Annotated in this window: 23 protein-coding genes; 13 read left to right on the forward strand and 10 right to left on the reverse strand. The window is 59.8% G+C overall.

What is annotated here, in order from left to right; genetic code table 11:
- Positions 1-3: 3 nt before the first annotated feature.
- The gene (gene sdhD, locus ACM6I7_RS02455; protein WP_003222999.1) at positions 4-372 is read right to left on the reverse strand and encodes a succinate dehydrogenase, hydrophobic membrane anchor protein; all 369 of its coding nucleotides are present in this window, start codon (positions 370-372) and stop codon (positions 4-6) included.
- The gene (gene sdhC / locus ACM6I7_RS02460) at positions 366-740 is read right to left on the reverse strand and encodes a succinate dehydrogenase, cytochrome b556 subunit (RefSeq protein ID WP_016773673.1); all 375 of its coding nucleotides are present in this window, start codon (positions 738-740) and stop codon (positions 366-368) included. The genes sdhD and sdhC overlap by 7 nt, the downstream gene beginning before the upstream one ends.
- Before the next feature lie 363 nt (positions 741-1,103).
- Between sdhC and gltA the strand changes: the two genes are divergently transcribed.
- Positions 1,104-2,393 carry a citrate synthase gene (gltA, locus tag ACM6I7_RS02465; protein WP_003222994.1) on the forward strand — a complete coding sequence of 430 codons (1,290 nt, stop codon included), beginning with the start codon at positions 1,104-1,106 and terminating at the stop codon, positions 2,391-2,393.
- A 1,042-nt stretch (positions 2,394-3,435) separates the two neighbouring features.
- Here gltA and ACM6I7_RS02470 read toward each other — a convergent pair.
- The 3 genes from ACM6I7_RS02470 to ACM6I7_RS02480 form a co-directional block, all read right to left on the reverse strand.
- Positions 3,436-5,094 (reverse strand): cation acetate symporter, encoded by a 1,659-nt coding sequence (locus ACM6I7_RS02470; protein WP_097090116.1) that lies wholly within the window; start codon positions 5,092-5,094, stop codon positions 3,436-3,438.
- The gene (locus ACM6I7_RS02475; RefSeq protein ID WP_027613950.1) at positions 5,091-5,402 is read right to left on the reverse strand and encodes a DUF485 domain-containing protein; all 312 of its coding nucleotides are present in this window, start codon (positions 5,400-5,402) and stop codon (positions 5,091-5,093) included. The genes ACM6I7_RS02470 and ACM6I7_RS02475 overlap by 4 nt, the downstream gene beginning before the upstream one ends.
- Before the next feature lie 249 nt (positions 5,403-5,651).
- Positions 5,652-6,503 carry a glycine betaine ABC transporter substrate-binding protein gene (locus ACM6I7_RS02480; protein WP_098967873.1) on the reverse strand — a complete coding sequence of 284 codons (852 nt, stop codon included), beginning with the start codon at positions 6,501-6,503 and terminating at the stop codon, positions 5,652-5,654.
- A 288-nt stretch (positions 6,504-6,791) separates the two neighbouring features.
- Here ACM6I7_RS02480 and ACM6I7_RS02485 point away from each other — a divergent pair, with 288 nt between their 5' ends.
- A complete protein-coding gene (locus tag ACM6I7_RS02485) occupies positions 6,792-8,387 on the forward strand; it encodes a glycosyl hydrolase family 17 protein (protein ID WP_414887898.1) in 1,596 nt (531 codons plus the stop codon).
- Positions 8,388-8,502: 115 nt separating this feature from the next.
- On the opposite strand, the gene ACM6I7_RS02490 is transcribed toward ACM6I7_RS02485, so the two are convergent.
- Positions 8,503-8,871 carry a hypothetical protein gene (locus tag ACM6I7_RS02490; RefSeq protein WP_414887899.1) on the reverse strand — a complete coding sequence of 123 codons (369 nt, stop codon included), beginning with the start codon at positions 8,869-8,871 and terminating at the stop codon, positions 8,503-8,505.
- Positions 8,872-9,094: 223 nt separating this feature from the next.
- Between ACM6I7_RS02490 and ACM6I7_RS02495 the strand changes: the two genes are divergently transcribed.
- Together ACM6I7_RS02495 and ACM6I7_RS02500 are read left to right on the forward strand one after the other, a co-directional pair.
- Entirely contained in the window at positions 9,095-10,393 is a 1,299-nt protein-coding gene (locus tag ACM6I7_RS02495; protein ID WP_027613946.1) for a serine/threonine protein kinase, read from the forward strand.
- Positions 10,386-11,174 (forward strand): VacJ family lipoprotein, encoded by a 789-nt coding sequence (locus ACM6I7_RS02500; protein ID WP_007969640.1) that lies wholly within the window; start codon positions 10,386-10,388, stop codon positions 11,172-11,174. Before ACM6I7_RS02495 ends, ACM6I7_RS02500 begins: the two co-directional genes overlap by 8 nt.
- Positions 11,175-11,347: 173 nt before the next feature.
- On the opposite strand, the gene ACM6I7_RS02505 is transcribed toward ACM6I7_RS02500, so the two are convergent.
- Positions 11,348-12,262, reverse strand: a complete 915-nt coding sequence (locus ACM6I7_RS02505; RefSeq protein ID WP_414887900.1) for a DUF808 domain-containing protein — start codon at positions 12,260-12,262, stop codon at positions 11,348-11,350.
- Positions 12,263-12,396: 134 nt separating this feature from the next.
- On the opposite strand from ACM6I7_RS02505, the gene ACM6I7_RS02510 reads away from it, so the two are divergent.
- Positions 12,397-13,005, forward strand: a complete 609-nt coding sequence (locus tag ACM6I7_RS02510; protein WP_034151540.1) for a TetR/AcrR family transcriptional regulator — start codon at positions 12,397-12,399, stop codon at positions 13,003-13,005.
- Positions 13,006-13,105: 100 nt separating this feature from the next.
- Here ACM6I7_RS02510 and ACM6I7_RS02515 read toward each other — a convergent pair whose 3' ends face one another.
- On the reverse strand, positions 13,106-13,564 hold the full coding sequence (locus ACM6I7_RS02515) for an REP-associated tyrosine transposase (RefSeq protein ID WP_414887901.1): 459 nt from the start codon (positions 13,562-13,564) through the stop codon (positions 13,106-13,108).
- A 211-nt stretch (positions 13,565-13,775) separates the two neighbouring features.
- Complete coding sequence (locus ACM6I7_RS02520) at positions 13,776-14,216, reverse strand: GlcG/HbpS family heme-binding protein (protein ID WP_003222968.1); 441 nt, start codon at positions 14,214-14,216, stop codon at positions 13,776-13,778.
- A gap of 269 nt (positions 14,217-14,485) precedes the next feature.
- Here ACM6I7_RS02520 and gcl point away from each other — a divergent pair, with 269 nt between their 5' ends.
- The 8 genes from gcl (at position 14,486) to ACM6I7_RS02560 (ending at position 24,094) form a co-directional block, all read left to right on the forward strand.
- Positions 14,486-16,261: a glyoxylate carboligase gene (gene gcl / locus ACM6I7_RS02525; RefSeq protein WP_096796234.1), complete on the forward strand. Its 1,776-nt coding sequence runs from the start codon at positions 14,486-14,488 to the stop codon at positions 16,259-16,261.
- Positions 16,262-16,402: 141 nt separating this feature from the next.
- Positions 16,403-17,185 (forward strand): hydroxypyruvate isomerase, encoded by a 783-nt coding sequence (gene hyi / locus ACM6I7_RS02530; protein ID WP_096796235.1) that lies wholly within the window; start codon positions 16,403-16,405, stop codon positions 17,183-17,185.
- A 162-nt stretch (positions 17,186-17,347) separates the two neighbouring features.
- On the forward strand, positions 17,348-18,241 hold the full coding sequence (locus tag ACM6I7_RS02535) for a 2-hydroxy-3-oxopropionate reductase (protein WP_003222962.1): 894 nt from the start codon (positions 17,348-17,350) through the stop codon (positions 18,239-18,241).
- A 154-nt stretch (positions 18,242-18,395) separates the two neighbouring features.
- Positions 18,396-19,670 carry a glycerate kinase gene (locus tag ACM6I7_RS02540; protein WP_247842887.1) on the forward strand — a complete coding sequence of 425 codons (1,275 nt, stop codon included), beginning with the start codon at positions 18,396-18,398 and terminating at the stop codon, positions 19,668-19,670.
- Complete coding sequence (gene pyk / locus ACM6I7_RS02545) at positions 19,667-21,082, forward strand: pyruvate kinase (protein WP_007961656.1); 1,416 nt, start codon at positions 19,667-19,669, stop codon at positions 21,080-21,082. Before ACM6I7_RS02540 ends, pyk begins: the two co-directional genes overlap by 4 nt.
- Positions 21,083-21,229: 147 nt before the next feature.
- The gene (locus ACM6I7_RS02550; protein WP_414887902.1) at positions 21,230-22,144 is read left to right on the forward strand and encodes an urea transporter; all 915 of its coding nucleotides are present in this window, start codon (positions 21,230-21,232) and stop codon (positions 22,142-22,144) included.
- A 21-nt stretch (positions 22,145-22,165) separates the two neighbouring features.
- Positions 22,166-22,990, forward strand: coding sequence for an ion transporter (locus ACM6I7_RS02555; protein WP_096796239.1), 825 nt, complete (start codon positions 22,166-22,168; stop codon positions 22,988-22,990).
- 105 nt (positions 22,991-23,095) lie between these two features.
- On the forward strand, positions 23,096-24,094 hold the full coding sequence (locus ACM6I7_RS02560) for a sulfate ABC transporter substrate-binding protein (RefSeq protein WP_027613937.1): 999 nt from the start codon (positions 23,096-23,098) through the stop codon (positions 24,092-24,094).
- Between the two features lie 185 nt (positions 24,095-24,279).
- Here ACM6I7_RS02560 and ACM6I7_RS02565 read toward each other — a convergent pair whose 3' ends face one another.
- Positions 24,280-24,900 carry a DUF5666 domain-containing protein gene (locus ACM6I7_RS02565; RefSeq protein WP_150367863.1) on the reverse strand — a complete coding sequence of 207 codons (621 nt, stop codon included), beginning with the start codon at positions 24,898-24,900 and terminating at the stop codon, positions 24,280-24,282.
- Between the last annotated feature and the right edge of the window lie 156 nt (positions 24,901-25,056).

A 25,056-nucleotide genomic window follows, 5' to 3' on the forward strand; every position in this document is an offset into this window, starting at 1 on the left:
GACTCAGATACCCCAGAGAATCTGCACACCCCAGACGAAGTAAGCGAACATCGCAACGCCGCATACTGCCTGGAAAAGGAAACGTATAGCCGTCGCGGACTTGCCGAACGCCATTGGCGTCAGGTAGTCAGTCGCGATGGTCCACATGCCGACCCAGGCGTGAGCGCCGAGAGCAACAAGGGCCAGGAGGCTGAAAATACGCATCCCGTTGTGGGCGAACAGTTCATGCCACTGGGCGTACTCGAGGCCTGGGTGGGCCACGACGTATCCGATCAGAAAAATGAAGTAAGCCGCGAGAACGACCGCCGACACACGTTGCGCCATCCAGTCATAGAGGCCCGAACGCGAGAGGTTCGTGACGTTAGTTACCATATCCAGACTCCTGCCAGAACGATTACCACCACGGAAACGGCGATAACGATTTTCGAGCCCAGCTTGCCGCCTTCCAGCGTCTCACCGATGCCCATGTCCATGATCAAATGGCGCACACCGGCAACCAGGTGATACAGCAGAGCGGACAGGATGCCCCAAATCACTAGCTTGGCTAGCGGACTGGTCAGACACGCTTTCACCTGACCGAAGCCTTCCTCGGAGCTCAGCGACTTGTCCAATGCGTAAAGCATGATGGCAAGGCACACGAAGAGGATGACACCGGAGATACGGTGAAGAATGGACGTGTAAGCAGTGACTGGGAGTTTGATGGTCCTTAGGTCTAGGTTTACAGGTCGTTGGCTTTTCACGGCTTTTTTTTCACACTGAAGAGCCCCTAACAATCAGGGCAAAGTTGTTGGGGAGTGCACTGGTCAGGTAACCACCACCCAGGGATGCGACCCCCAATGAAAGCAAGCCCAAAAGCCCTTGGCGGTCGGTGGCCGAGTATAGACAGTTAGGCTACTAATGACAACGCAATCACCTACCCCAAATAGCTGATTGCACAAGTCGTATAAAAGGCGTAAATGGCAGTCAATTTCGAGGAAAAAGTGCGCTTAAAGCCTTCTGGAGCAAGACTTTAGGCAAATTGACATTCGAATTTATCTCACTATAGTGGTGCGGGCCCTGCGTGGGGGGTCTGTCTGATGGTTCAAGCATAAATAGGAGGCCACATGGCTGACAAAAAAGCGCAGTTGATCATCGAGGGCGCAGCCCCCGTCGAGCTGCCCATTTTAACCGGCACCGTTGGTCCCGATGTAATCGATGTTCGGGGCCTGACGGCCACGGGCCGCTTCACTTTCGACCCGGGTTTCATGTCGACCGCCTCGTGCGAATCGAAGATCACCTATATCGACGGCGACAACGGCATTCTGTTGCACCGCGGCTACCCGATCGAACAGCTGGCTGAAAAGTCGGACTACCTGGAAACCTGCTACCTGCTGCTCAACGGCGAATTGCCGACTGCAGAACAGAAGGCCCAGTTCGTCAGCACCGTGAAAAACCACACCATGGTTCACGAGCAGCTGAAAACCTTCTTCAACGGCTTCCGTCGCGACGCCCACCCGATGGCCGTCATGTGCGGCGTAGTCGGCGCCCTTTCGGCCTTCTACCACGACTCCCTGGACATCAATAACCCGCAGCATCGCGAAATCTCCGCGATCCGTCTGGTTGCCAAGATGCCGACCCTGGCAGCGATGGTTTACAAGTACTCCATGGGCCAACCCATGATGTACCCGCGCAACGACCTGACGTACGCGGAAAACTTCCTGCACATGATGTTCAACACCCCGTGCGAGATCAAACCGATCAGCCCGGTACTCGCCAAGGCCATGGACCGGATCTTCATCCTCCACGCCGACCACGAGCAGAACGCATCGACGTCCACCGTGCGCCTGGCAGGTTCCTCGGGTGCCAACCCGTTCGCCTGTATCGCCGCCGGTATCGCCGCACTGTGGGGCCCTGCCCACGGCGGTGCGAACGAAGCCGTTCTGACCATGCTTGACGAGATTGGCGATGTGTCCAACATCGACAAATTCATCGCCAAGGCCAAGGACAAGAACGATCCGTTCAAGCTGATGGGCTTCGGTCACCGCGTTTACAAGAACCGCGATCCGCGCGCCACTGTAATGAAGCAGACCTGCGACGAAGTACTGAAAGAACTGGGCATCAACAACGATCCGCAACTCGAACTGGCCATGCGCCTGGAAGAGATCGCGCTGACCGACCCGTACTTCATCGAGCGCTCGCTGTACCCGAACGTCGACTTCTACTCGGGGATCATCCTCAAGGCGATCGGCATTCCGACCAGCATGTTCACCGTGATCTTCGCTCTGGCGCGTACTGTGGGCTGGATCTCGCACTGGAAAGAAATGCTCTCCAGCCCGTACAAGATTGGCCGTCCGCGCCAGTTGTACACTGGCTACGAGTCGCGTGATATCACCAAGCTGGAAGACCGCAAATAAGGCTTGTCTTGCGATAACGTCTTTGAGTTGTATCGGGAACGGCCTCTTATATAGAGGCCGTTTTTGTTTGTCTGGTCGCAGCGGCCTGTGGGCCGACTGGCTTTTGGGCGTTTGTGGGCATATCCGTTGCTTCGGGTGCTGCCGCTGGCGGTTTCGCTCTTACAGCGAGTCACCTTTTCCAAACGCCGAAAAGGTAACCCAAAAGGCTTTGCCCCGGCGTACGGCACTTCGCTGAGGCTCAGTGTTCCCTCGCTACGGTGTCCATCCGGGGGCATCGCCTCCGGTTTGCTTCGCTGCACCTCCTCTCGATGTATGCGGCTCCGCCGCATGGCGCTGCGCGCCTAACCCCCTGATGGACACCTACGCTCGGCCTGCCGAAGGGGCAGAAGATCAAAAGCCACATCAAGAGCCAAAGCCCAAGCAGATCAAAAGATCACAGCCTTCGGCAGTTCCTACATGGAACTGGGTACATTCAGTAAGAAATTTGTCGACTGGCAGGCCGCTTTCGCGAGCAAGCCCGCTCCCACATTTGGATTAAGTGCATTCAGTTAGAGATCGGTCGGCTCGCAGGCCGCCATCGCCAGCAGGTACAGTTCAGATTGCATGCTGCCCCTGCGGCGAGGCCGCCCCACTCAACACAATGAGCGTTAGCTCGAGTACCGCTTTTGATCTGAGGGCCCGTCGGCAGGCTGAGTGGAGGGGTTTATCCGGGGGTGGGAGCGCAGCGACCGTTTGGCGCAGCCAAACACAGCGAGAGGAGGTGCAGCGAAGCAAACCGTAGGCGCTGCCCCCGGATGAATACCGGAGCGAAGGAACCCGAGCCTAAGCGAGGGCCGAACGTCAGGGCACAGACCTTTTGGTTACTTTTGGCTGGGCCGGCATTCCGGGCGTTTGCCAAAAGTGACCCGCCGTAAGGGCGGAACCATAGGAGGCCGTGACCGCAGCAACGGATATGCACACAATTCCAGTCCGATAACCGCCCACAAAAAAAATGCCCCGATCTCTCAACCAGGGCATTTCACTCAAACCACGTAATCAGCGCTTAGTGCGAAACCGCCCCACTCGCCCCCAACCCCGTCTGCGAACGCACAAACTGCGGGAAGAACAGCGCCCGCTCGTTTTCGGCCGCCGCCGACTTGTCAGTAATCGAGAAGAACCAGATACCGATGAACGCAATGATCATCGAAAACAACGCCGGGTACTCGTACGGGAAGATCGCCTTCTCATGATGCAGAATCTGCACCCAGATGGTCGGGCCAAGGATCATCAGCCCCACCGCACTCACCAGCCCCAGCCAGCCACCGACCATCGCACCGCGGGTGGTCAGCTTCTTCCAGTACATCGAAAGCAACAGCACCGGGAAGTTGCAGCTCGCCGCGATGGAGAACGCCAGACCTACCATGAACGCGATGTTCTGGCTTTCGAACAGGATGCCCAGACCGATCGCCAGCACGCCCAGGGCGATGGTGGTGATCTTCGACACGCGAATTTCATCCTTGTCGTTGGCCTTGCCCTTCTTGATCACGCTGGCATACAGGTCGTGCGACACCGCCGAAGCACCGGCCAGGGTCAGACCGGCCACCACCGCCAGAATGGTCGCGAACGCCACCGCCGAGATGAAGCCGAGGAAGATACTGCCACCCACCGCGTCAGCCAGGTGCACCGCCGCCATGTTGTTGCCGCCGAGCAGAGCGCCCGCCGCATCCTTGAAGGCCGGGTTGGTGCTGACCAGCAGGATCGCGCCGAAGCCGATGATGAAGGTCAGGATGTAGAAGTAACCAATGAAGCCGGTGGCGTACAGCACACTCTTGCGCGCTTCTTTCGCATCACTCACGGTAAAGAAGCGCATCAGGATGTGTGGCAGGCCGGCAGTACCGAACATCAGGGCCAGACCGAGGGAGAACGCCGAAATCGGATCTTTCACCAAACCGCCCGGGCTCATGATCGCCTCACCTTTCGGGTGAACCTTGATCGCCTCGGAGAACAGCATGTTGAAGTCGAAGTTGACGTGCTTCATCACCATCAGCGCCATGAACGAGGCACCGGACAGCAACAGCACCGCCTTGATAATCTGCACCCAGGTGGTCGCCAGCATGCCGCCGAACAGCACGTACATGCACATCAGGATACCGACCAGAATCACCGCGACGTAGTAGTCGAGACCGAACAGCAGCTGGATCAGCTTGCCGGCACCGACCATTTGCGCGATCAGGTAGAACGCCACCACCACCAGCGAACCGCAGGCAGACAGGGTGCGGATCTGGGTTTGCCCGAGGCGGTAGGACGCCACGTCGGCAAAGGTGTATTTACCCAGGTTACGCAGGCGCTCGGCGATCAGGAACAGAATGATCGGCCAGCCCACCAGGAAGCCGATCGAATAGATCAGGCCATCGTAGCCGGAGGTGAACACCAGCGCGGAAATCCCCAGGAAGGACGCCGCCGACATGTAGTCACCGGCAATCGCCAGACCGTTCTGGAACCCGGTGATCTTGCCACCCGCCGCATAGTAGTCGGCGGCCGACTTGTTGCGCTTGGACGCCCAGTAGGTGATGCACAGGGTGGCGCCGACGAACACCACGAACATGGCGATCGCGGAAACGTTGAGCGGTTGTTTGTGGACTTCGCCGGTCAAGGCGTCAGCGGCCCAGACGGCTGGAGCGAACGCTGCGATGCTCAAAAGAGCCAGTAGACGCCGGATCATTGCTGAGCCTCCTTGAGAATCGCATTGTTCAGGTCGTCAAACTCGCCGTTGGCGCGCCGTACGTAGATCGCGGTCAGGATGAAGGCCGAGACAATCAGACCGACACCAATCGGAATACCCCAGGTAATCGACGAACCGGGACTGAGTTTCGCCCCGAGCACTTGCGGCCCGTATGCGATCAGCAGGATGAATCCGGAGTACAGCCCGAGCATGATCGCCGAGAGTATCCAGGCGAACTTTTCTCTTTTTCGCACCAGCTCCTTGAAGCGCGGGCTGTTTTGAATCGAGAGGTAAATGCTGTCGTTCATTGTTTTTATCCTCGCAGCACAGATTATTGTTGGAACGTATCCACTGTATGCGGCTGCGGAAAGGGTTCCAGACGACCTTAGTATTAGAACGACATGACGTTTTCGCCAATTTTCAGCACACAAAAAAAATGTGGGAGCTGGCTTGCCAGCGATGGCGTCGTATCAGCCAACTAATCAGTTGACTGACAGACCGCTATCGCGGGCAAGCCCGCTCCCACAGGATGTGCGGTGAACCGAAGCGATTTTGGGTTATTTGGTCCAGTCAGCCACGCGATCCGGGTGTTTGGCGACCCAATCCTTGGCCGCCGCCTCAGGCTTGGCGCCGTCCTGGATGGCCAGCATGACTTCGCCGATCTCGTCTTTCGACGCCCACTGGAAGTTTTTCAAGAACTTGGCGACTTCCGGAGCCTTGGTCGCGAGTTCTTTGCTGCCGATGCTGTTCACGGTTTCAGCCGCGCCATACACACCTTTCGGGTCGTCGAGGAAGCGCAGTTTCCACTTGGCGAACATCCAGTGCGGCACCCAACCGGTGACGGCAATCGATTCGTTCTTCTTCTCGGCACGGGTCAGCTCGGCAATCATGCCGGCGCCGGAACTGGCCTTGAGCGTATATTTGTCCAGGCCGTAATCCTTGATCGCCTGATCGGTTTTGAGCATCACGCCTGAACCGGCGTCGATGCCGACGATGCGGTTCTTGAAGGTGTCATCGGTCTTGAGGTCTTCGATCGATTTCGCCTTGACGTACTCCGGCACGATCAGGCCGATTTTCGCGTCCTTGAAGTTCGGGCCGTAATCGACGACCAGATCCTTGTTCTTCGTCCAGTACTCGCCGTGGGTCACCGGCAGCCATGCCGAGAGCATCGCGTCGAGTTTGCCGGTGGCCACGCCCTGCCACATGATCCCGGTGGCGACGGCTTGCAGCTTCACGTCGTAGCCGAGTTTCTGCTTGATCACCTCGGCCGCCACGTGGGTGGTCGCGACGCTGTCGGACCAGCCGTCAACGTAACCGATGTTCAGGGTCTGTTTTTCAGCGCTGGCGAATGTGGAACTCATCGCAAGCACCAGAGCGGCACCTGCGCCTAAAAGTCGTCGCATCTTCATCGTTTACTTCCCCGAAATGCTGCGCCCGACGGATGCCGGGCATCGTCAACGTATTGTTATGGTGCACAGCGCCCCCATCACGCCTGACCGCAAACTCGCTCGAATGCCAGTGGAGTACTGACGCTTTCGATCATCGGCCTGACGCCCGCAGCGACCTGCTCTGTCAGCGACCTCAATACACCGAGAAACGACATCAGAAGGCCATTAATCACCTCTGAATAATTGGCGCCAGACAATCCGCCCGAACTTTGCATGTGCAAATCATGCAGGCCACCAACCCGCGGATAAATGCAGGTAACATGCGTCGCTTTGCAGCCACTCGGCCTAACCATGTCCGCGACTTCCCGCTTCCCGTTTGTTCCTTATCTCTTCGCCTGCCTGCTCGGCCTGTTTGCCCTTGGCGGCTTCTGGTACGGCCTCGGCAAACCGGTGATCCTGCCGGACGCCGCGACCCCGACGCACAAGTTGCAATGCGCCTCCTACACGCCATTCGACAAGGACCAGTCGCCGTTCGACGTGCCGTTCAAGCTGCGCCCGGCGCGCATGGACGCCGACCTCGCCCTGCTGGCGACGCGCTTCGAATGCATCCGCACCTACTCGATGACCGGCCTCGAAGCCCTGCCGCAACTGGCGCGCAAGCACGGTCTGAAGTTGATGATCGGCGCCTGGGTCAACAGCAACCCGGCGGACACCGAGAAAGAAGTCGACCTGCTGATTGCTTCGGCCAACGCCAACCCGGATGTGGTCAGCGCGGTGATCGTCGGCAACGAAGCGTTGCTGCGCAAGGAAGTCACCGGCGCGCAACTGGCGAAGCTGATCAACAAGGTCAAAAGCCAGGTCAAGCAACCGGTCACCTATGCCGATGTCTGGGAGTTCTGGCTCAAGCACCCGGAAGTCGCGCCGGCGGTGGATTTCCTGACCATTCATTTGCTGCCGTACTGGGAAGATGATCCGTCAAACATCGACGTCGCTCTGCAACACGTGGCGGATGCGCGTCAGGTGTTCGGCAACAAATTCGCGCCCAAGGACGTGATGATCGGCGAGACCGGCTGGCCCAGTGAAGGCCGCCAGCGTGAGACCGCCCTGCCGAGCCGGGTCAACGAGGCCAAGTTCATTCGCGGTTTTGTCGCGATGGCCGAGAAGGAAGGCTGGCATTACAACCTGATCGAAGCGTTCGACCAGCCATGGAAACGGGGCAGCGAAGGTGCGGTCGGCGGTTACTGGGGCCTGTTCGACGCCGATCGCCAGGACAAGGGCGTGCTCGCCGGGCCAGTGACCAATGTGCCGTACTGGAAGGAATGGCTGGGCGTCGGTGGGCTGATTTTCCTCGGCACGCTGCTACTCGGCGGCCGGGTTCGCACCACGCAATCGGCGTTGGTTCTGCCCCTGCTTGCGGCAGTTGCAGCCTGCTCTATCGGCGCCTGGGGCGATCTGGCGCGAGTGACCACGCGGTTTGCCAGCGAATGGCTGTGGGTCGGCTTGCTGACAGCGTTGAATCTGTTGGTGCTGGCGCATGCCGCGCTGACCTTGAGCAACCGTCAGGGTTGGCGTGAACGCGCGTTCAATCTGCTGGAACGCCGCGCTGGCTGGCTGGTTGCGGCAGCAGGATTTGCGGCGGCGGTGATGATGCTGGAGATGGTGTTCGACGCGCGTTATCGCAGTTTCGCCAGCATGGCGTTCATTCTGCCGGCGCTGGTGTACGTATGCCGTCCGGTCAGCGTACCGCGCCGGGAAATTGCCCTGCTGACCGTTATCATCGGTGCCGGCATTGCGCCGCAGTTGTATGAAGAGGGATTGTTGAATCAGCAGGCGTGGGGCTGGGCGCTGGTCAGTGGGTTGATGGCGGCGGCGCTGTGGCGCTGCCTGCGGGTTCGCAAAGGCTGATCTCCCGAGGCCAGTCTGGCCCCTTCGCGAGCAAGCCCGCTCCCACATTTAATCGGGTTCCTCCAGTTGGAATGCAATCGAATGTGGGAGCGGGCTTGCTCGCGAAGGCTGACTCTTAGGCGCTACGGGATGCCCGGACCAACCGCAATCCGCCAATCACCAGCGCAAACACCGCCAACGTCGTGTTGTACAACGCCAGCGCCGGCAGCCCGAACACCAGCGCCAGCACCGCCAGCCACCACCCTGCCCGTCCCGGCAGCACAAAACCGAGCAGCGCTGCGCCCAATGCCGTCCAGCCCAGCACCTTGAAGTGAATCATCAGCCCCAGGTTCGAGCGCACCGTGCACTCCCAGCGGCTCGCCTCATCGACGCAGATGCCGACCCACTGCCCATCTTCCATGAAGCCATAACGCACGCCATAACTGGCGGCCAGCCACAGCGGCAACAGCACGAGCAACAGAATCACGGGCAAGCGGTGGGACATGAATCTCTCCAATCAACGAAATCGGCGGCCAGCTTAATCTGCCCGCACGCATTGGCAAGCACTAACAACTGTTAACTGGTCATCCGCGCCTTGCAAAGTGTATCGTCCAGCTACTATTACTCCGAATTCTGCCTGTTTGGTGCCGAGGCATGGCACTTTGGCGCAAGCCCGGTGGTCATAGCCTGCGAACTTCATTCGGCACCTTCCTTTAAGGGATCCAGTCATGCTCCGTTCCTTGCGCTTCGCCGCGCTGTTCAGCGGCCTTATTCTGAGTGCGTCCGCACTGGCGGTGGATATCGATGCCGCCAGTTATGGCTATCCCCTGACCAACCCGTTCGAGGCGACCATCGCCACCACGCCACCGGACCTGCGCCCGGAATTGCCGTCGAACGACGAGATCAATCAGTCCGACCACAGCATCACCCTGCGCCCGGAACGGGCCTTCATCCTCCCGGACAATTTCTGGGCGGTGAAAAAACTCACCTACCGCATCGCCGAGCAGGACAAACCGGCGCCGCTGATCTTCCTGATCGCCGGCACCGGTGCGCGCTATGACAGCACGCTCAATGAGTACCTGAAGAAGCTCTACTACAAGGCCGGCTACCACGTCGTGCAGTTGTCGTCGCCGACCAGCTTCGACTTCATCAGCGCCGCTTCACGCTTCGCCACCCCGGGCATCACCAAGGAAGACGCCGAAGACATGTACCGGGTGATGCAGGCCGTGCGTGCGCAGCATCCAAAACTGCCGGTCACCGAGTACTACCTCAGCGGCTACAGCCTCGGCGCGCTGGATGCCGCGTTCGTCGCGCATCTGGACGAGACCCGACGCAGCTTCAACTTCAAGAAAGTGCTGCTGCTCAACCCGCCGGTCAACCTCTACACCTCGATCAGCAACCTCGACAAACTGGTGCAGACCGAAGTAAAGGGCATCAACAACAGCACCACCTTCTATGAACTGGTGCTGAACAAGCTGACCCGCTACTTCCAGCAGAAAGGCTACATCGACCTCAATGACGCCCTGCTCTACGACTTCCAGCAGTCGAAGCAGCACCTGACCAACGAACAGATGGCGATGCTGATCGGCACTTCGTTCCGTTTCTCGGCGGCCGACATTGCCTTCACCTCCGACCTGATCAACCGTCGTGGCCTGATCACCCCGCCGAAATTCCCGATCACCGAAGGCACCAGCCTCACGCCGTTCCTCAAGCGTGCGCTGCAATGCGACTTCGACTGCTACCTGACCGAACAAGTGATTCCGATGTGGCGCGCGCGCACTGACGGCGGCAGCCTGCTGCAACTGATCGATCAGGTCAGCCTGTACGCACTCAAGGATTACCTGCACGACAGCCCGAAAATCGCCGTCATGCACAATGCTGATGACGTGATCCTCGGCCCTGGCGACCTCGGTTTCCTGCGCAAGACCTTTGGCGATCGCCTGACCGTTTACCCACTGGGCGGCCATTGCGGCAACCTTAACTACCGCGTCAACAGCGACGCCATGCTGGAGTTTTTCCGTGGCTAAATATCTCCTGCTGATTGCAGCGCTCCTCAGTGCAGGCGTGGCCCAGGCCGACAACAGCAAAGCCAACGCGCCGGTGGTGGTCGATAGCGACGGCTTCAAGGAGCCGCTGTCCAAACTCAAGTTCAACCCGGGGCTGGACCAGCGTGAGTTCGAGCGCTCGACGCTCAACGCACTCAACGTCTACGACCCGCTGGAGTCGTGGAACCGCCGCGTCTACCACTTCAACTACCGCTTCGACCAATGGGTGTTCCTGCCGGTGGTCGACGGCTATCGCTACGTGACGCCAAGCTTCCTGCGCACCGGGGTGAGCAACTTCTTCAACAACCTTGGCGACGTGCCGAACCTGGTCAACAGCCTGCTGCAGTTCAAGGGCAAGCGCTCGATGGAAACCACCGCGCGCCTGTTGCTCAACACCACTATCGGCATTGCCGGTCTGTGGGATCCGGCCACCGCCATGGGCCTGCCGCGCCAGAGCGAAGACTTCGGTCAGACCCTGGGCTTCTACGGCGTACCGGGCGGTGCCTACTTCGTGTTGCCGATCCTCGGCCCGTCGAACATTCGCGACACCGCCGGCCTCGCCGTGGACTACACCGCCGAATCGGCGATCAACTACCTGAACGTGTCGGAAGTCAGCTCCAACCACCCGGAAATCTGGGCCCTGCGTGCGGTCGACAAGCGCTACCAGACCAACTTCCGCTACGGTCAGATGAACTCGCCGTTCGAGTACGAGAAAGTGCGTTACGTCTACACCGAGTCGCGCAAGCTGCAGATCGCCGAGTAACCTCAGCGACAACAAAAAAGGGCCATTCGATGCGAGTCGAATGGCCCTTTTTCATGGATCACTGAAATCCAATGTGGGAGCGAGCCTGCTCGCGAATGCGGTGTCTCAGACCCGAAGGGGGTGGCTGACTCGACGCCTTCGCGAGCAGGCTCGCTCCCACAGGGGTGATGTGTTTATCCTTTGATCGTGCGCCAGATTTTACCGACCACCGAAACCACCGCCAGCACTGCCGCGCCCGCGATGATCCCCGCCACGCCATTGAGCAGCACAGGGACTGCGAACCCGGCGCTACCGGCCGCCACACCGACACTTTCAATCCAGTGATGCACCACGGGAATGCCGTGGGTGAGGATGCCGCCACCGACGAGGAACATTGCCGCCGTGCCGATCACCGACAGGCCTTTCATCATGTACGGGGCGGCGCGCAGGATTGCATTGCCGATGTTTTTTGCTGCCGCACCCGATTTCTGTGTCAGCCACAGGCCTAGATCGTCGAGTTTGACGATGCCGGCCACCAGGCCATAAACCCCCACGGTCATGACGATGGCGATGCCCGACATGACGATCACTTGCTGGGTCAGCGATGCGTCGGCCACGGTACCAAGGGTAATGGCGATGATTTCCGCCGAGAGGATGAAGTCAGTGCGGATCGCGCCTTTGATCTTGTCCTTCTCGTAAGCCACCAGATCGGTGGTCGGCTCGGCCACCGCCGCGCTCAATTGCGCGTGGTCGGCATCAACTTCGGCCTTGCTGTGCAGGAACTTGTGCGCGAGTTTCTCGAAACCTTCGAAACACAGGTACGCGCCACCGACCATCAGCAGCGGCGTCACCAGCCACGGCACAAACGCACTGATCGCCAAGGCCGAGGGCACCAGGATCAGCTTGTTGAGGAACGAGCCCTTGGCGACCGCCCAGACCACCGGAATTTCCCGCTCGGCGCGCACCCCGGAGACTTGCTGGGCATTGAGCGCCAGATCGTCGCCGAGTACGCCGGCGGTCTTCTTCGCGGCCATTTTGCTCATCAACGCCACATCATCCAGAACGGTGGCAATATCGTCGATCAGCACCAGCAAACTGCTTCCTGCCATGAATCTTGTTTCCTTATGTGAATAATGTCGCGCAGCATACCGCGACTGCAGGCCACACGGGGCATTCTTGAGCCGTGCGCGAGGCCGGTGCTACCATGCGCAACCGCCAGAACAGGCAAGGAACCACCGGGTTTATGAGCACAATCCGCGAGCGCAACAAAGAACTGATCCTGCGTGCCGCCAGTGAGGAATTTGCCGACAAGGGCTTCGCTGCGACCAAAACCAGCGACATCGCCGCCAAGGCAGGATTGCCCAAGCCCAACGTCTACTACTACTTCAAATCCAAGGAAAACCTCTACCGCGAGGTCCTGGAAAGCATCATCGTGCCGATCCTGCAGGCTTCGACCCCGTTCAACCCGGACGGCGTACCGAGCGAAGTGCTCAGCGGCTACATCCGCTCGAAGATCCGCATCTCCCGCGACCTGCCCTTCGCCTCCAAGGTGTTCGCCAGCGAAATCATGCACGGCGCTCCGCACCTGAGCGCCGACCTGGTCGAGCAGCTCAACAGCCAGGCCAAGCACAACATCGACTGCATCCAGAGCTGGATCGACCGCGGCCAGATCGCCCCGATCGACCCCAACCACCTGATGTTCAGCATCTGGGCCGCGACCCAGACCTACGCCGACTTCGACTGGCAGATCTCTGCTGTAACCGGCAAGGACAAGCTGGACGAGGCGGATTACGAGGCGGCGGCGCAGACGATTATCCGGCTGGTGTTGAAGGGGTGTGAGCCGGATCAGTGAGACCGCGCTGACGCCATCGCGAGCAGGCTCACTCCTACAGGGAAACGCATTCCAAATGTAGGAGTGAGCCTGCTCGCGATCGAGGCGACACGGTTTCGGCTCAAACCCAAATGGCATCCCACAGCGGATAGTCGCCAAGCCTCTCCACCAGTCCAGCCCGCAAAGGGTTGGCGACGACATACCTTGCCATCTTCACTAAATCCTCCTCCCGCCGCAGTGCCCGGTCATGAAACCCTCTTTGCCAGAGGCCAATATTTCTACCGGTAGCCTGATTCACCGCTTTGGTACTTAGCGACTTGGTCTTTTGCATCAGTTCGCTCAAAGACCCGCTCTGTAATTCGATTAACCAATGAAAATGATCTGGCATTACCACCCACGCCAGTGAGTTCGCCAAGCCGAGATCTTGTGCACGGCGAAATTGATGAACCACCAATCGGCCCAAAGCAAAATCGGCAAAGATCGGTTTGCGATCAAGAGTGTTGGTCGTCAGTAGGTAGATTCGATTGGGCTCGGCATAGCGACCGGCTCGCAATCGGTGTGCAGCGGGTAGATCAGGCATTCCTTTGCCTCCCATGATCAGCTCATGAGAAGACTAGTTCTGCGTGCTCAAGTTGATGGGACAGACTCTTGGCTGGATGTTTCTGGGAGAGAGCTATCGCGAGCAGGCTCACTCCTACAGGGGTTTGTGGTGTTCAGACATTTTGTGTCCAACCAAGATCCCTTGTAGGAGTGAGCCTGCTCGCGAAGGCGGTTAATCATCCGCTACAAAATCAAGCAGCCACCCCCGCATCCGCCCTCAAATCCAGTGCCTCCACAGCCTTGATCGCCACCTGCTCATCAATATCCGACAGATCGCCGCTGATCCCGATCGCCCCCAGCACATTCCCCGCCTGATCACGAATCAACACCCCGCCCGGGGCCGGGACGACGCTGCCCTGGCCCATGCTGTTGAGTGCGGCGATGAAGGCCGGGCGTTGTTGGGCGTCCAGCGCCAGCAGGCGTGAGCCCTTGCCCAGGGCGATGGCGCCCCAGGCTTTGCCGATGGCGATGTTCGGGCGCAGCAGGCTGGCGCCGTCTTCGCGTTGCAGGGTGATCAGGTGGCCGCCGGTATCGAGTACCGCGATGGTCAGCGGCGCGGCGTTGATCCCGCGCCCGGTGCTGATGGCCTGGTTGACCAGGTTGACTGCGACTTTCAAGGTTAAAGCGCTCATGGTGCCGTCCTCATTTTGTTATTGGGAAAGTCGTGGGGCTGCGCTCAAGTGCCGCAGCCCGATGCCACAAATAGAACACAATGAATTATTTTTTTGTATACAATAATTATCGAAAAGCGCCACATGCGACGAAAAGCCACAGCAGAACCGGGCTTACGACGAATGAAACAGGCGCTTGAGAAAATGGATTGACCTGCGCCGTCCGCCGTGAATACACTCTGCGCAAAGCCACTTGTATACAATTACAAAACGTAAAGAGGCACAAAACCATGAGCAAAATGAGAGCAATCGAAGCCGCCGTTCTGGTGATGCGCCGTGAAGGGGTTGATACCGCTTTTGGCATTCCGGGTGCTGCGATCAACCCGCTGTACTCCGCCCTGCAGAAAGTCGGTGGCATCGATCACGTCCTCGCTCGCCACGTCGAAGGCGCGTCGCACATGGCCGAGGGTTACACCCGCACCAAGGCCGGCAACATCGGCGTGTGCATCGGCACGTCCGGCCCGGCCGGTACCGACATGGTCACCGGGCTCTACAGCGCCTCGGCCGACTCGATTCCGATCCTCTGCATTACCGGCCAGGCACCCCGCGCCCGTATGCACAAGGAAGACTTCCAGGCGGTCGACATCACCAGCATCGTCAAGCCCGTCACCAAGTGGGCGACCACGGTTCTGGAACCGGGCCAGGTGCCTTACGCGTTCCAGAAGGCCTTCTACGAAATGCGCTCCGGCCGCCCGGGCCCGGTGCTGATCGACCTGCCGTTCGACGTGCAGATGGCAGAAATCGAATTCGACATCGACGCCTACCAGCCGCTGCCACTGGCCAAGCCAACCGCGACCCGCGTTCAGGTCGAGAAGGCGCTGGCCCTGCTTGATCAGGCCGAGCGTCCATTGCTGGTGGCCGGCGGCGGCATCATCAACGCCGACGCCAGCGATCTGCTGGTGGAGTTCGCTGAACTGACCGGTATTCCGGTGATCCCGACCCTGATGGGCTGGGGCACCATCCCGGACGATCACCCGCTGATGGTCGGCATGGTCGGTCTGCAGACGTCGCACCGTTACGGCAACGCCACGCTGCTGAAATCCGACGTGGTACTGGGTATCGGTAACCGTTGGGCCAACCGCCACACCGGTTCGGTGGATGTCTACACCGAAGGCCGCAAGTTCATTCACGTTGACATCGAAGGCACGCAGATCGGCCGCGTGTTCACTCCGGATCTGGGCATCGTCTCCGACGCCGCTGCCGCGCTGACCGTGTTCATCGAAGTCGCCCGTGAATGGCAAGCCGCCGGCAAGCTGAAAAACCGTAGCGCCTGGCTGCAGGATTGCCAGCAGCGCAAGGCCAGCCTGCACCGCAAGACCCACTTCGACAACGTGCCGGTCAAGCCGCAGCGCGTTTACGAAGAGATGAACCAGGTGTTCGGCAAAGACACCTGCTACGTCAGCACCATTGGTCTGTCGCAGATTGCCGGCGCGCAGTTCCTGCACGTCTACAAGCCGCGTCACTGGATCAACTGCGGTCAGGCCGGCCCGTTGGGCTGGACCATTCCGGCAGCGCTGGGCGTGGTCAAGGCCGATCCGAGCCGGAAAGTCGTGGCCCTGTCGGGGGACTATGACTTCCAGTTCATGATCGAGGAGCTGGCGGTCGGCGCTCAGTTCAAACTGCCTTACATCCACGTCGTGGTGAACAACTCGTACCTGGGGCTGATCCGTCAGGCCCAGCGCGGGTTCGAAATGGACTACTGCGTGCAGCTGTCCTTCGATAACCTGAACGCGCCGGAACTCAACGGTTACGGTGTCGACCACATCGCAGTCGCCGAAGGCCTGGGCTGTAAAGCGCTGCGGGTGTTCGAACCATCGGAAATCGCCCCTGCCCTGCGCAAGGCCGAACAGATGATCGAAGAGTTCAAGGTACCGGTGATTGTCGAGATCATCCTGGAGCGTGTGACCAACATCTCCATGGGGACCGAGATCAACGCCGTCAACGAATTCGAAGACCTGGCACTGGTCGGCAACGACGCGCCAACGGCGATTTCGTTGCTTGATTAACTGCTGACCGCTCTCCCTGTGGGAGCGGGCTTGCTCGCGAAAGCAATTTCACATCCGCCAACGATGTTGACTGACCCAACGCTTTCGCGAGCAAGCCCGCTCCCACAAGGGGGATCCTCACAAGATTTACGGGAGACCACCATGCCGCGTTTCGCTGCCAACCTGTCCATGCTGTTCACCGAACAGGATTTCCTTGCCCGTTTCGACGCCGCCGCCAAGGCCGGTTTCAGTGGTGTGGAATACCTGTTCCCGTACGACTTCAGCTCTGCCGAAATCAAGGCCAGGCTCGATGCCAACGGTCTGACCCAAGTGCTGTTCAACCTGCCGGCCGGTGACTGGGCCAAGGGCGAGCGCGGAATCGCGTGTCTGCCGGATCGCGTTGAAGAGTTCCGCGCCGGGGTCGATCTGGCGATTGCCTACGCGCAAGTGCTGGGCAACACCCAGGTCAACTGCCTGGCCGGTATCCGTCCGCAAGGCGTGGACGATGCCACCGTGGAAAAAACCTTCGTCGCCAACCTCAAATATGCAGCCGACAAGCTGCAGGCGGCGGGTATCAAACTGGTGATGGAAGCGATCAACACCCGCGACATCCCGGGCTTCTACCTGAACAACACGGCGCAAGCCCTGTCGATTCGCGAGCAGGTCGGCAGCGCCAATCTGTTCCTGCAATACGACATCTATCACATGCAAATCATGGAAGGCGATCTGGCTCGCACCCTGCAATCGCACCTGGCCGAGATCAACCACGTGCAGCTCGCGGACAACCCGGGGCGCAACGAACCGGGCACCGGTGAAATCAACTACCGGTTCCTGTTCGAACACCTGGATCGCATTGGTTATCAGGGTTGGGTGGGTTGCGAATACAAGCCGCTGACCACCACTGAAGCGGGTCTTGGCTGGTTGAAAACCCACAACGCCATTTAAGAACACTGCAAAAAAACCTGTGGGAGCGGGCTTGCTCGCGAATGCGGTGGTTCAGTCAACACGGATATTGAATGTTCCACCGCATTCGCGAGCAAGCCCGCTCCCACCCAAAGCAACACCCCCTATTTCGCTTGAGCAAGACAAAAACAAGAGGATTTTCTCATGGCTAAAATCGGATTTATCGGCACCGGCATCATGGGCCACCCAATGGCTTCGAACCTGCAGAAAGCCGGTCACAGCCTGTTCCTGTCGGCGCACCACGACGCCGCTCCAGCCGATCTGGTCGCCGCTGGCGCCGTCGCTCTGGCCAACCCGCGCGAAGTGGCGCAGGAAGCCGAATTCATCATCGTCATGGTCCCGGACACCCCACAGGTCGACGACGTGCTGTTCCGCGCCGACGGCGTTGCTGCCGGCATCGGCAAAGGCAAAGTCGTGATCGACATGAGCTCGATCTCGCCGACCGCCACCAAGGCCTTCGCCAAGAAGATCAACGAGAAAGGCGCGCAATACCTCGACGCCCCGGTATCCGGTGGTGAAGTCGGCGCCAAGGCTGCGACCCTGAGCATCATGGTCGGTGGCGATGCCGATGCCTTCGAACGCGCCTTGCCGCTGTTCCAGGCCATGGGCAAGAACATCACCCTGGTCGGTGGCAATGGCGACGGTCAGACCGCCAAAGTGGCGAACCAGATCATCGTCGCGCTGAACATTCAGGCCGTGGCTGAAGCCCTGCTGTTCGCTTCGAAAAACGGTGCTGATCCGGCCAAGGTGCGTGAAGCGCTGATGGGCGGTTTCGCTTCGTCGAAGATCCTCGAAGTGCACGGCGAGCGCATGATCAAAGGCACCTTCGATCCGGGCTTCCGTATCAGCCTGCACCAGAAGGACCTGAACCTGGCCCTGCAAGGTGCCAAGGAACTGAACATCAACCTGCCGAACACCGCCAACGCCCAGCAAGTGTTCAGCACCTGCGCGGCCATCGGTGGCAGCAACTGGGACCACTCGGCGCTGATCAAGGGTCTGGAACACATGGCCAACTTCTCGATTCGCGACAAAAAATAAAGCCTGCACAAAACCCTGTGGGAGCGAGCCTGCTCGCGAAAACGGTTGCACATTCAACATCGATGTTGGCTGACACACCGCCTTCGCGAGCAGGCTCGCTCCCACAAGGGGTCCGAGTTGCCCTTTCGAATAACAAGAATTCCGGGAGCCCGCCATGTCGGTCGATCCGCAACAACTGCTGCGCGAGCTGTTTGCCACAGCCATCGACGCGGCCCATCCGAACCAAGTCCTCGAAGCCCATCTGCCTGCTGATCGCAGCGGTCGGGTGATCGTCATCGGTGCCGGCAAGGCCGCAGCCGCCATGGCGCAGGTGGTCGAGCGCTGCTGGCAGGGTGAAGTATCCGGTCTGGTGGTGACCCGTTACGGTCACGGCGCTCCGTGCGAAAAAATCGAAGTGGTCGAAGCCGCGCATCCGGTACCGGACGCTGCCGGTCTGGCCGTGGCCAAACGCGTGCTGGAACTGGTCAGCAATCTGACTGAAGACGACCGCGTGATCTTCCTGCTCTCCGGCGGCGGTTCTGCCCTGCTCGCGCTGCCAGCCGAAGGCATCACCCTGGCCGACAAGCAGTCGATCAACAAAGCCCTGCTTAAATCCGGCGCGACCATCGGCGAGATGAACTGCGTGCGCAAGCACCTCTCGGCGATCAAGGGCGGCCGCCTCGGCAAGGCTTGCTGGCCTGCCACCGTCTACACCTACGCAATTTCCGATGTACCGGGCGACCTCGCCACGGTCATCGCCTCCGGCCCGACCGTGGCCGACCCGAGCACTTCTGCCGAAGCGCTGGCGATCCTCAAGCGCTACAACATTGAAGTCCCGGCGTCGGTGCGCAACTGGCTGCAAAGCGCGGAATCGGAAACGGTCAAACCCGGTGATCCGAGCCTCGCTCGCAGCCATTTCCAGTTGATCGCCCGCCCGCAGCAATCGCTGGATGCAGCGGCGGTGAAATGTCGTCAGGCCGGTTTCAGCACACTGATCCTTGGCGACCTCGAAGGTGAGTCACGTGAAGTGGCGAAGGTCCACGCCGGCATCGCTCGGCAGATCATCAATCACGGGCAGCCACTGGCAGCGCCGTGCGTGATTCTGTCCGGCGGCGAAACTACCGTGACCGTGCGCGGCAATGGTCGTGGCGGACGCAACGCCGAATTCCTCTTGAGCCTCACCGACAGCCTCAAGGGCCAACCCGGCGTCTACGCGCTGGCCGGCGACACCGACGGCATCGACGGTTCGGAAGACAACGCCGGCGCAATCATGACCCCGGACAGCTACGCCCGCGCCGCCGCCCTCGGTTTGAGCGCCAGCGACGAGCTGGATAACAACAACGGTTACGGTTACTTCGAGGCGCTCGATGCGCTGATCGTCACCGAGCCGACCCGCACCAACGTCAACGACTTCCGCGCCATCCTGATCCTTGAGAACTGCAAATCATGACGCCTGATAAAAAGGTCAAAATCCTCGCCACCCTCGGGCCTGCCGTCGATGGCATCGAAGACATCCGTGAACTGGTCGAGGCCGGGGTCAACATCTTCCGCCTGAACTTCAGCCACGGCGATCACGCCGACCACGCCAAGCGCTATCAGTGGATCCGCGAAGTCGAGCGCCAGCTCAACTATCCGCTGGGGATCCTGATGGATTTGCAGGGGCCGAAACTGCGCGTCGGCAAGTTCGCCGACGGCAAGGTGCAACTGCATCGCGGTCAGGCGTTCCGCCTCGATCTGGACGCCACACCCGGCGATGAACGCCGGGTGAATCTGCCGCATCCGGAGATCATTGCCGCGCTGGAAGCCGGCATGGATCTGCTGCTGGATGACGGCAAACTGCGCCTGCGCGTGGTCAGCAAATACTCCGACGCGATCGACACCACCGTGCTCAACGGTGGCGAACTGTCGGACCGCAAAGGCGTGAACGTGCCGCAGGCGGTGCTCGATTTGAGCCCGCTGACCGCCAAGGATCGCCGCGACCTGAGCTTCGGTCTGGAGCTGGGCGTGGACTGGGTGGCGCTATCGTTCGTGCAACGTCCGCAAGACATTCTCGAGGCCCGCGAACTGATCGGCGACAAGGCCTTTCTGATGGCGAAAATCGAGAAGCCGTCAGCGGTTGAACAACTGCGCGAAATCGCCGAGCTGAGCGACGCGATCATGGTCGCTCGCGGTGACCTCGGTGTCGAAGTGCCGGCGGAAAGCGTGCCGCAGATCCAGAAAAACATCATCAGCACCTGCCGCGAACTCGGCAAACCGGTGGTGGTGGCGACGCAGATGCTCGAATCGATGCGCTTCTCCCCGGCACCGACCCGTGCTGAAGTCACTGACGTGGCCAACGCTGTGGCTGAAGGCGCGGACGCAGTGATGCTTTCGGCGGAAACCGCATCCGGTGAATACCCGCTGGAAGCGGTGCAGATGATGAGCAAGATCATTCGCCAAGTGGAAAACGGTCCGGACTATCAGACTCAACTCGACGTCAGCCGACCGAAAGCCGAGGCAACGGTGTCCGATGCCATCAGCTGCGCGATCCGCCGCATCAGCAACGTGCTGCCGGTGGCGGTGCTGGTCAACTACAGCGAATCGGGCGCCTCGACATTACGTGCCGCGCGGGAACGGCCGAAAGCGCCGATCCTCAACCTGACGCCGAACCTGCAGACCGCGCGGCGCTTGAGCGTGGCGTGGGGCATTCATTCGGTGGTCAACGATCGTCTGCGTCAGGTCGATGAGGTGTGTTCGACCGCCCTGGAAATCGCCCAGGCGCAAGGCATGGCCGAGCGTGGCGATACCTTGCTGATCACTGCGGGGGTGCCGTTCGGGCAGCCTGGTTCGACTAACTCGCTACGGATTGAAACATTGATTTAGCGCCTGTACCGGCCTCTTCGCGAGCAGGCTCGCTCCCACAGTTGATTTGTGTGCATCACAAACTCAATGACTGAACAAAGATTCAATGTGGGAGCCAGCCTGCTGGCGAAGAAGGCAACTCGGTTTCACTGACTTTCAGAACTGCCCATGCCTGCCAATCATTTCAACACCCACTGCCCCGACTGGGCCGAGGCTTTGCTCAACGGTTTCAGTCAGATATTCCTTAAGCGCCACCCGCTATGCGGCCTGTTGTGCCTGCTGGCGATCCTGCTCACTGCGCCGGTGCTGTTTGCCGGCGCGCTGCTCGGGGCGGTCGCTGGATTGCTCACTGCACAGCGACGTAACTATGCCAAGGCTGATCGTCAGGCCGGTTTGTTCAGCTACAACGGCGTGCTGCTCGGCTTGTTGCTGAGTCTGTATTTCCCCTGGTCACCGCTGCTGCCGCCGCTGATTCTGGCGGCTGGCGGCGTCAGTGCGATGCTCACTCAGCAATGGCTCAAACACGTTTACCGCAGTCGATCGATACCGGCCTACACCTCGCCATTCGTGGCCATCGGCTGGATCCTGCTGCTGTTCGCCGAGCCGTCCGCGCCGACAGCGCACATCGAGATGAACACGCTGAATTTGCTCGCCGCTGAGTTGCGTGGACTGGGTCAGGTGATGTTCCTTGATCATCCACTGGCCGGCGCATTGATCGCCATTGGCTTGTTGATCGCTGATCGCCGCGCCTTTTGCTGGGCATTATTCGCGTCAGCCATCGGCCTTGCGTCCAGTCTGTTGCACCACGAAACCGGCGCGGCATTGCTGGGACTGGGCAGTTACAACGCGGTACTCGCCGCCCTCGCCTTCAGTGCGCAGCGCCAGCAACCGTGGTTGCCGCTGCTGGGCATCGTCCTTGCGCTGCTGGTCACCCCGCTGTTCGTCGCTCTCGGTCTGGCGACGCTGACCGCGCCGTTCATCCTCGCTTGCTGGCTGATCCGCGCCGGGATCCAGATGCTTGGCAAAGCGGCCGTCGACGCCACGCCTTGCGCACAGGGGGACAATCAACCTAGGCTGCGCTGATCTTCAATTCAGGCGTTATCCATGGACAGCAGCAACAGTTGGCGCGAACGGCTTTACGTGATGATTTTCCAGAGCGACACGCTCGCCGGGCGGCGCTTCGACGGCACCTTGCTGTTGATCATCCTCGCCAGCCTGGTGGTGGTGATGCTCGACAGCATCGACAGCATTCACCAGAACTACGCCGATGTGCTGGCCTACATCGAGTGGGGCTTCACCGTCATTTTTCTCGGTGAATACATCCTGCGCCTGTATTGCTCACCGAAACCGTTGCGCTACGCCTTCAGTTTCTACGGACTGGTGGACCTGCTGGCGATCGTGCCGGGGATCCTCGCGCTGTATTACAGCGATGCGCAGTACCTGCTGATCATCCGCATCATTCGGATGCTGCGGATTTTCCGCGTGCTCAAGCTCAGCCCGTACCTCAAGCAAGCCAACTACCTGATGTCGGCGCTGCGTGGCAGCAAGCAGAAGATCGTGGTGTTTCTGGTCAGCGTCTGCACCCTGGTGACGGTGTTCGGCACCCTGATGTACGTGATCGAAGGCCCGGAACATGGCTTCACCAGCATCCCCAAAGGCATCTATTGGGCTATTGTGACGTTGACCACCGTCGGCTTCGGCGACATCGTGCCGAAGACCCCGCTGGGCCAGGTGATTTCGTCGCTGGTGATGATCACCGGTTACTCGATCATCGCCGTGCCCACCGGGATTTTCACTGCAGAACTGGCCAACGCCATGCGCGGCGAACAGCTGCAACATGACTGCCCGATTTGCAAGAAAAACAGCCATGAACAGAACGCAGCGTTTTGCTCGCGGTGCGGCAGTCAGCTGTTTAAGAAAGTGGAATAAGCACAGAGCTTTTTAATCTTTAAACGACTATGCCAGCCCGGCTATAGTCGCTGGCAAAACGGTATCACCCCCGACCGTTATCACCGACACAACAAGGAATGCGCAGTGAAAAAACTCTTTGGCGCCTCACTTCTCGCCGCCGGTCTTGCCTTTGGCAGCGTGGCTCAAGCCGCACCGACCCTGCTCAACGTCTCCTATGACGTGATGCGCGATTTCTACAAGGATTACAACACTGCGTTCCAGAAACACTGGCAGGCCGAGCACAACGAAAACATCACCGTGCAAATGTCCTTCGGCGGTTCGAGCAAGCAGGCGCGTTCGGTGATCGACGGCCTGCCGGCTGACGTCATCACCATGAACATGGCGACCGACATCAACGCCCTCGCCGACAACGGCAAACTGGTGCCGGAAAACTGGGTCAGCCGCCTGCCGAACAACAGCGCACCGTTCACCTCGGCCACCGTGTTCATCGTCCGCAAAGGCAACCCGAAAGCCCTGAAAGACTGGCCGGACCTGCTCAAGGACGGCGTGCAAGTGATCGTGCCGAACCCGAAAACTTCGGGCAACGGCCGCTACACCTACCTCTCGGCCTGGGGCTACGTGCTGAAAAATGGCGGTGACGAGAACAAGGCCAAGGACTTCGTCGGCAAACTGTTCAAGCAAGCGCCAGTGCTCGATACCGGTGGCCGCGCCGCGACCACCACGTTCATGACCAACCAGATCGGCGACGTGCTGGTGACCTTCGAGAACGAAGCCGAGATGATCGCTCGCGAATTCGGTCGCGATCAGTTTGAAGTGATCTACCCGAGCGTCTCCGCCGAGGCCGAACCACCGGTGTCGGTGGTCGACAAAGTGGTCGACAAAAAAGGCACCCGCGCCGCCGCCGATGAATACCTGAAATATCTGTGGTCGCCGGAAGGTCAGGAAATCGCCGCCGCTAACTACCTGCGTCCACGGGACCCGGCAGTGCTGGCGAAGTACACCGACCGTTTCCCGAAAGTCGACTTCCTGTCGGTTGAAAAGACCTTCGGTGACTGGCGTTCGGTGCAGAAGACCCACTTCAATGATGGCGGGATCTTTGATCAGATTTATACCGGCCAGTAAGGCTTAGGCCGTAACGAAAAAGGCGACCTCTACAGGTCGCCTTTTTTGTGGGCATTGGAAATCACCACACTTCCCCCTGTGGGAGCGGGCTTGCTCGCGAAGGTGGTGTGTCAGATACATGTATTTGACTGACACACCGCCTTCGCGAGCAAGCCCGCTCCCACAGGGGATTGTTTGTCAGCCAGTTACATCGGTGGGGTCACGCCATCCTTGCCGGCGGAAATCGATTGCGCCGTCAACGTGCCGTCTGCGTCCTGGGTCACGAAGCTGACAATCTTCACCCCGACCTTGAGCAAGCTGCGATCCCCCGGCGTCAGGTTGACGATCGGCACGTCCTCCGGTACCAGAATCTTCTGCTGCCCGCCCTTGTAGTTGACGGTCAGCACCCGGCCATTGCTGACCACCAGATCACCGACACTGCCATTGGTCATGCTGCTGCCCTTGGCCAGGTCGAATGGCCGATGACCGTCACCGCTGCCGGCCAGTTCCGGCGGGAATACGTGCACTTCCATTGCCTTGAGCGTGCCATCTTCCTGCGGCATGGCGGCCGAGCCAATGTAGCTGCCGGGTTTGATGTCTTCGATATTCGCCAGCGTGACGGCACGCACCTTGGTGTCCGCAGTCAACCGGATCACCACATTCTCGCCGCTGTTGACGTGGACTTTCAGCGAATCGGCGCTGGCCCCGGTGATCTCACCGCGCACGCCGAGACGCATACCGGGAGCATCAGCGGCCTGCACCGCATTGGCACTGAGTAGGCCGATCAAGGCAATCGTGGTGGTGTGACGCAGCAGCTGGCGCAACATGGCAATCCTCCGGTGATGAACAGTAAAAGCGCAGCGGTAAACATAAGCACGCTATCGAAGAAGATGTAAGTGAATGTATCATCAGCCCTCCCCGGCCGGACGCAAGGTTCGCCGATGGACGACACCGCCGTTGAAGCCAATCATTCCGCAACGGAA

The sequence above is a fragment of the Pseudomonas sp. IT-93MI4 genome (assembly GCF_949767635.1).
GTDB lineage: Bacteria > Pseudomonadota > Gammaproteobacteria > Pseudomonadales > Pseudomonadaceae > Aquipseudomonas > Aquipseudomonas putida_A.

Bases quoted from the DNA above. Each gene is read 5' to 3' on its own strand.
- sdhD (WP_003222999.1), bottom strand. From the start codon at position 372: ATGGTAACTAACGTCACGAACCTCTCGCGTTCGGGCCTCTATGACTGG.
- gltA (WP_003222994.1), top strand. From the start codon at position 1,104: ATGGCTGACAAAAAAGCGCAGTTGATCATCGAGGGCGCAGCCCCCGTC.
- ACM6I7_RS02470 (WP_097090116.1), bottom strand. From the start codon at position 5,094: ATGATCCGGCGTCTACTGGCTCTTTTGAGCATCGCAGCGTTCGCTCCA.
- ACM6I7_RS02475 (WP_027613950.1), bottom strand. From the start codon at position 5,402: ATGAACGACAGCATTTACCTCTCGATTCAAAACAGCCCGCGCTTCAAG.
- ACM6I7_RS02480 (WP_098967873.1), bottom strand. From the start codon at position 6,503: ATGAAGATGCGACGACTTTTAGGCGCAGGTGCCGCTCTGGTGCTTGCG.
- ACM6I7_RS02485 (WP_414887898.1), top strand. From the start codon at position 6,792: ATGCAGGTAACATGCGTCGCTTTGCAGCCACTCGGCCTAACCATGTCC.
- ACM6I7_RS02490 (WP_414887899.1), bottom strand. From the start codon at position 8,871: ATGTCCCACCGCTTGCCCGTGATTCTGTTGCTCGTGCTGTTGCCGCTG.
- ACM6I7_RS02495 (WP_027613946.1), top strand. From the start codon at position 9,095: ATGCTCCGTTCCTTGCGCTTCGCCGCGCTGTTCAGCGGCCTTATTCTG.
- ACM6I7_RS02505 (WP_414887900.1), bottom strand. From the start codon at position 12,262: ATGGCAGGAAGCAGTTTGCTGGTGCTGATCGACGATATTGCCACCGTT.
- ACM6I7_RS02510 (WP_034151540.1), top strand. From the start codon at position 12,397: ATGAGCACAATCCGCGAGCGCAACAAAGAACTGATCCTGCGTGCCGCC.
- ACM6I7_RS02515 (WP_414887901.1), bottom strand. From the start codon at position 13,564: ATGCCTGATCTACCCGCTGCACACCGATTGCGAGCCGGTCGCTATGCC.
- ACM6I7_RS02520 (WP_003222968.1), bottom strand. From the start codon at position 14,216: ATGAGCGCTTTAACCTTGAAAGTCGCAGTCAACCTGGTCAACCAGGCC.
- gcl (WP_096796234.1), top strand. From the start codon at position 14,486: ATGAGCAAAATGAGAGCAATCGAAGCCGCCGTTCTGGTGATGCGCCGT.
- hyi (WP_096796235.1), top strand. From the start codon at position 16,403: ATGCCGCGTTTCGCTGCCAACCTGTCCATGCTGTTCACCGAACAGGAT.
- ACM6I7_RS02535 (WP_003222962.1), top strand. From the start codon at position 17,348: ATGGCTAAAATCGGATTTATCGGCACCGGCATCATGGGCCACCCAATG.
- ACM6I7_RS02540 (WP_247842887.1), top strand. From the start codon at position 18,396: ATGTCGGTCGATCCGCAACAACTGCTGCGCGAGCTGTTTGCCACAGCC.
- pyk (WP_007961656.1), top strand. From the start codon at position 19,667: ATGACGCCTGATAAAAAGGTCAAAATCCTCGCCACCCTCGGGCCTGCC.
- ACM6I7_RS02550 (WP_414887902.1), top strand. From the start codon at position 21,230: ATGCCTGCCAATCATTTCAACACCCACTGCCCCGACTGGGCCGAGGCT.
- ACM6I7_RS02555 (WP_096796239.1), top strand. From the start codon at position 22,166: ATGGACAGCAGCAACAGTTGGCGCGAACGGCTTTACGTGATGATTTTC.
- ACM6I7_RS02565 (WP_150367863.1), bottom strand. From the start codon at position 24,900: ATGTTGCGCCAGCTGCTGCGTCACACCACCACGATTGCCTTGATCGGC.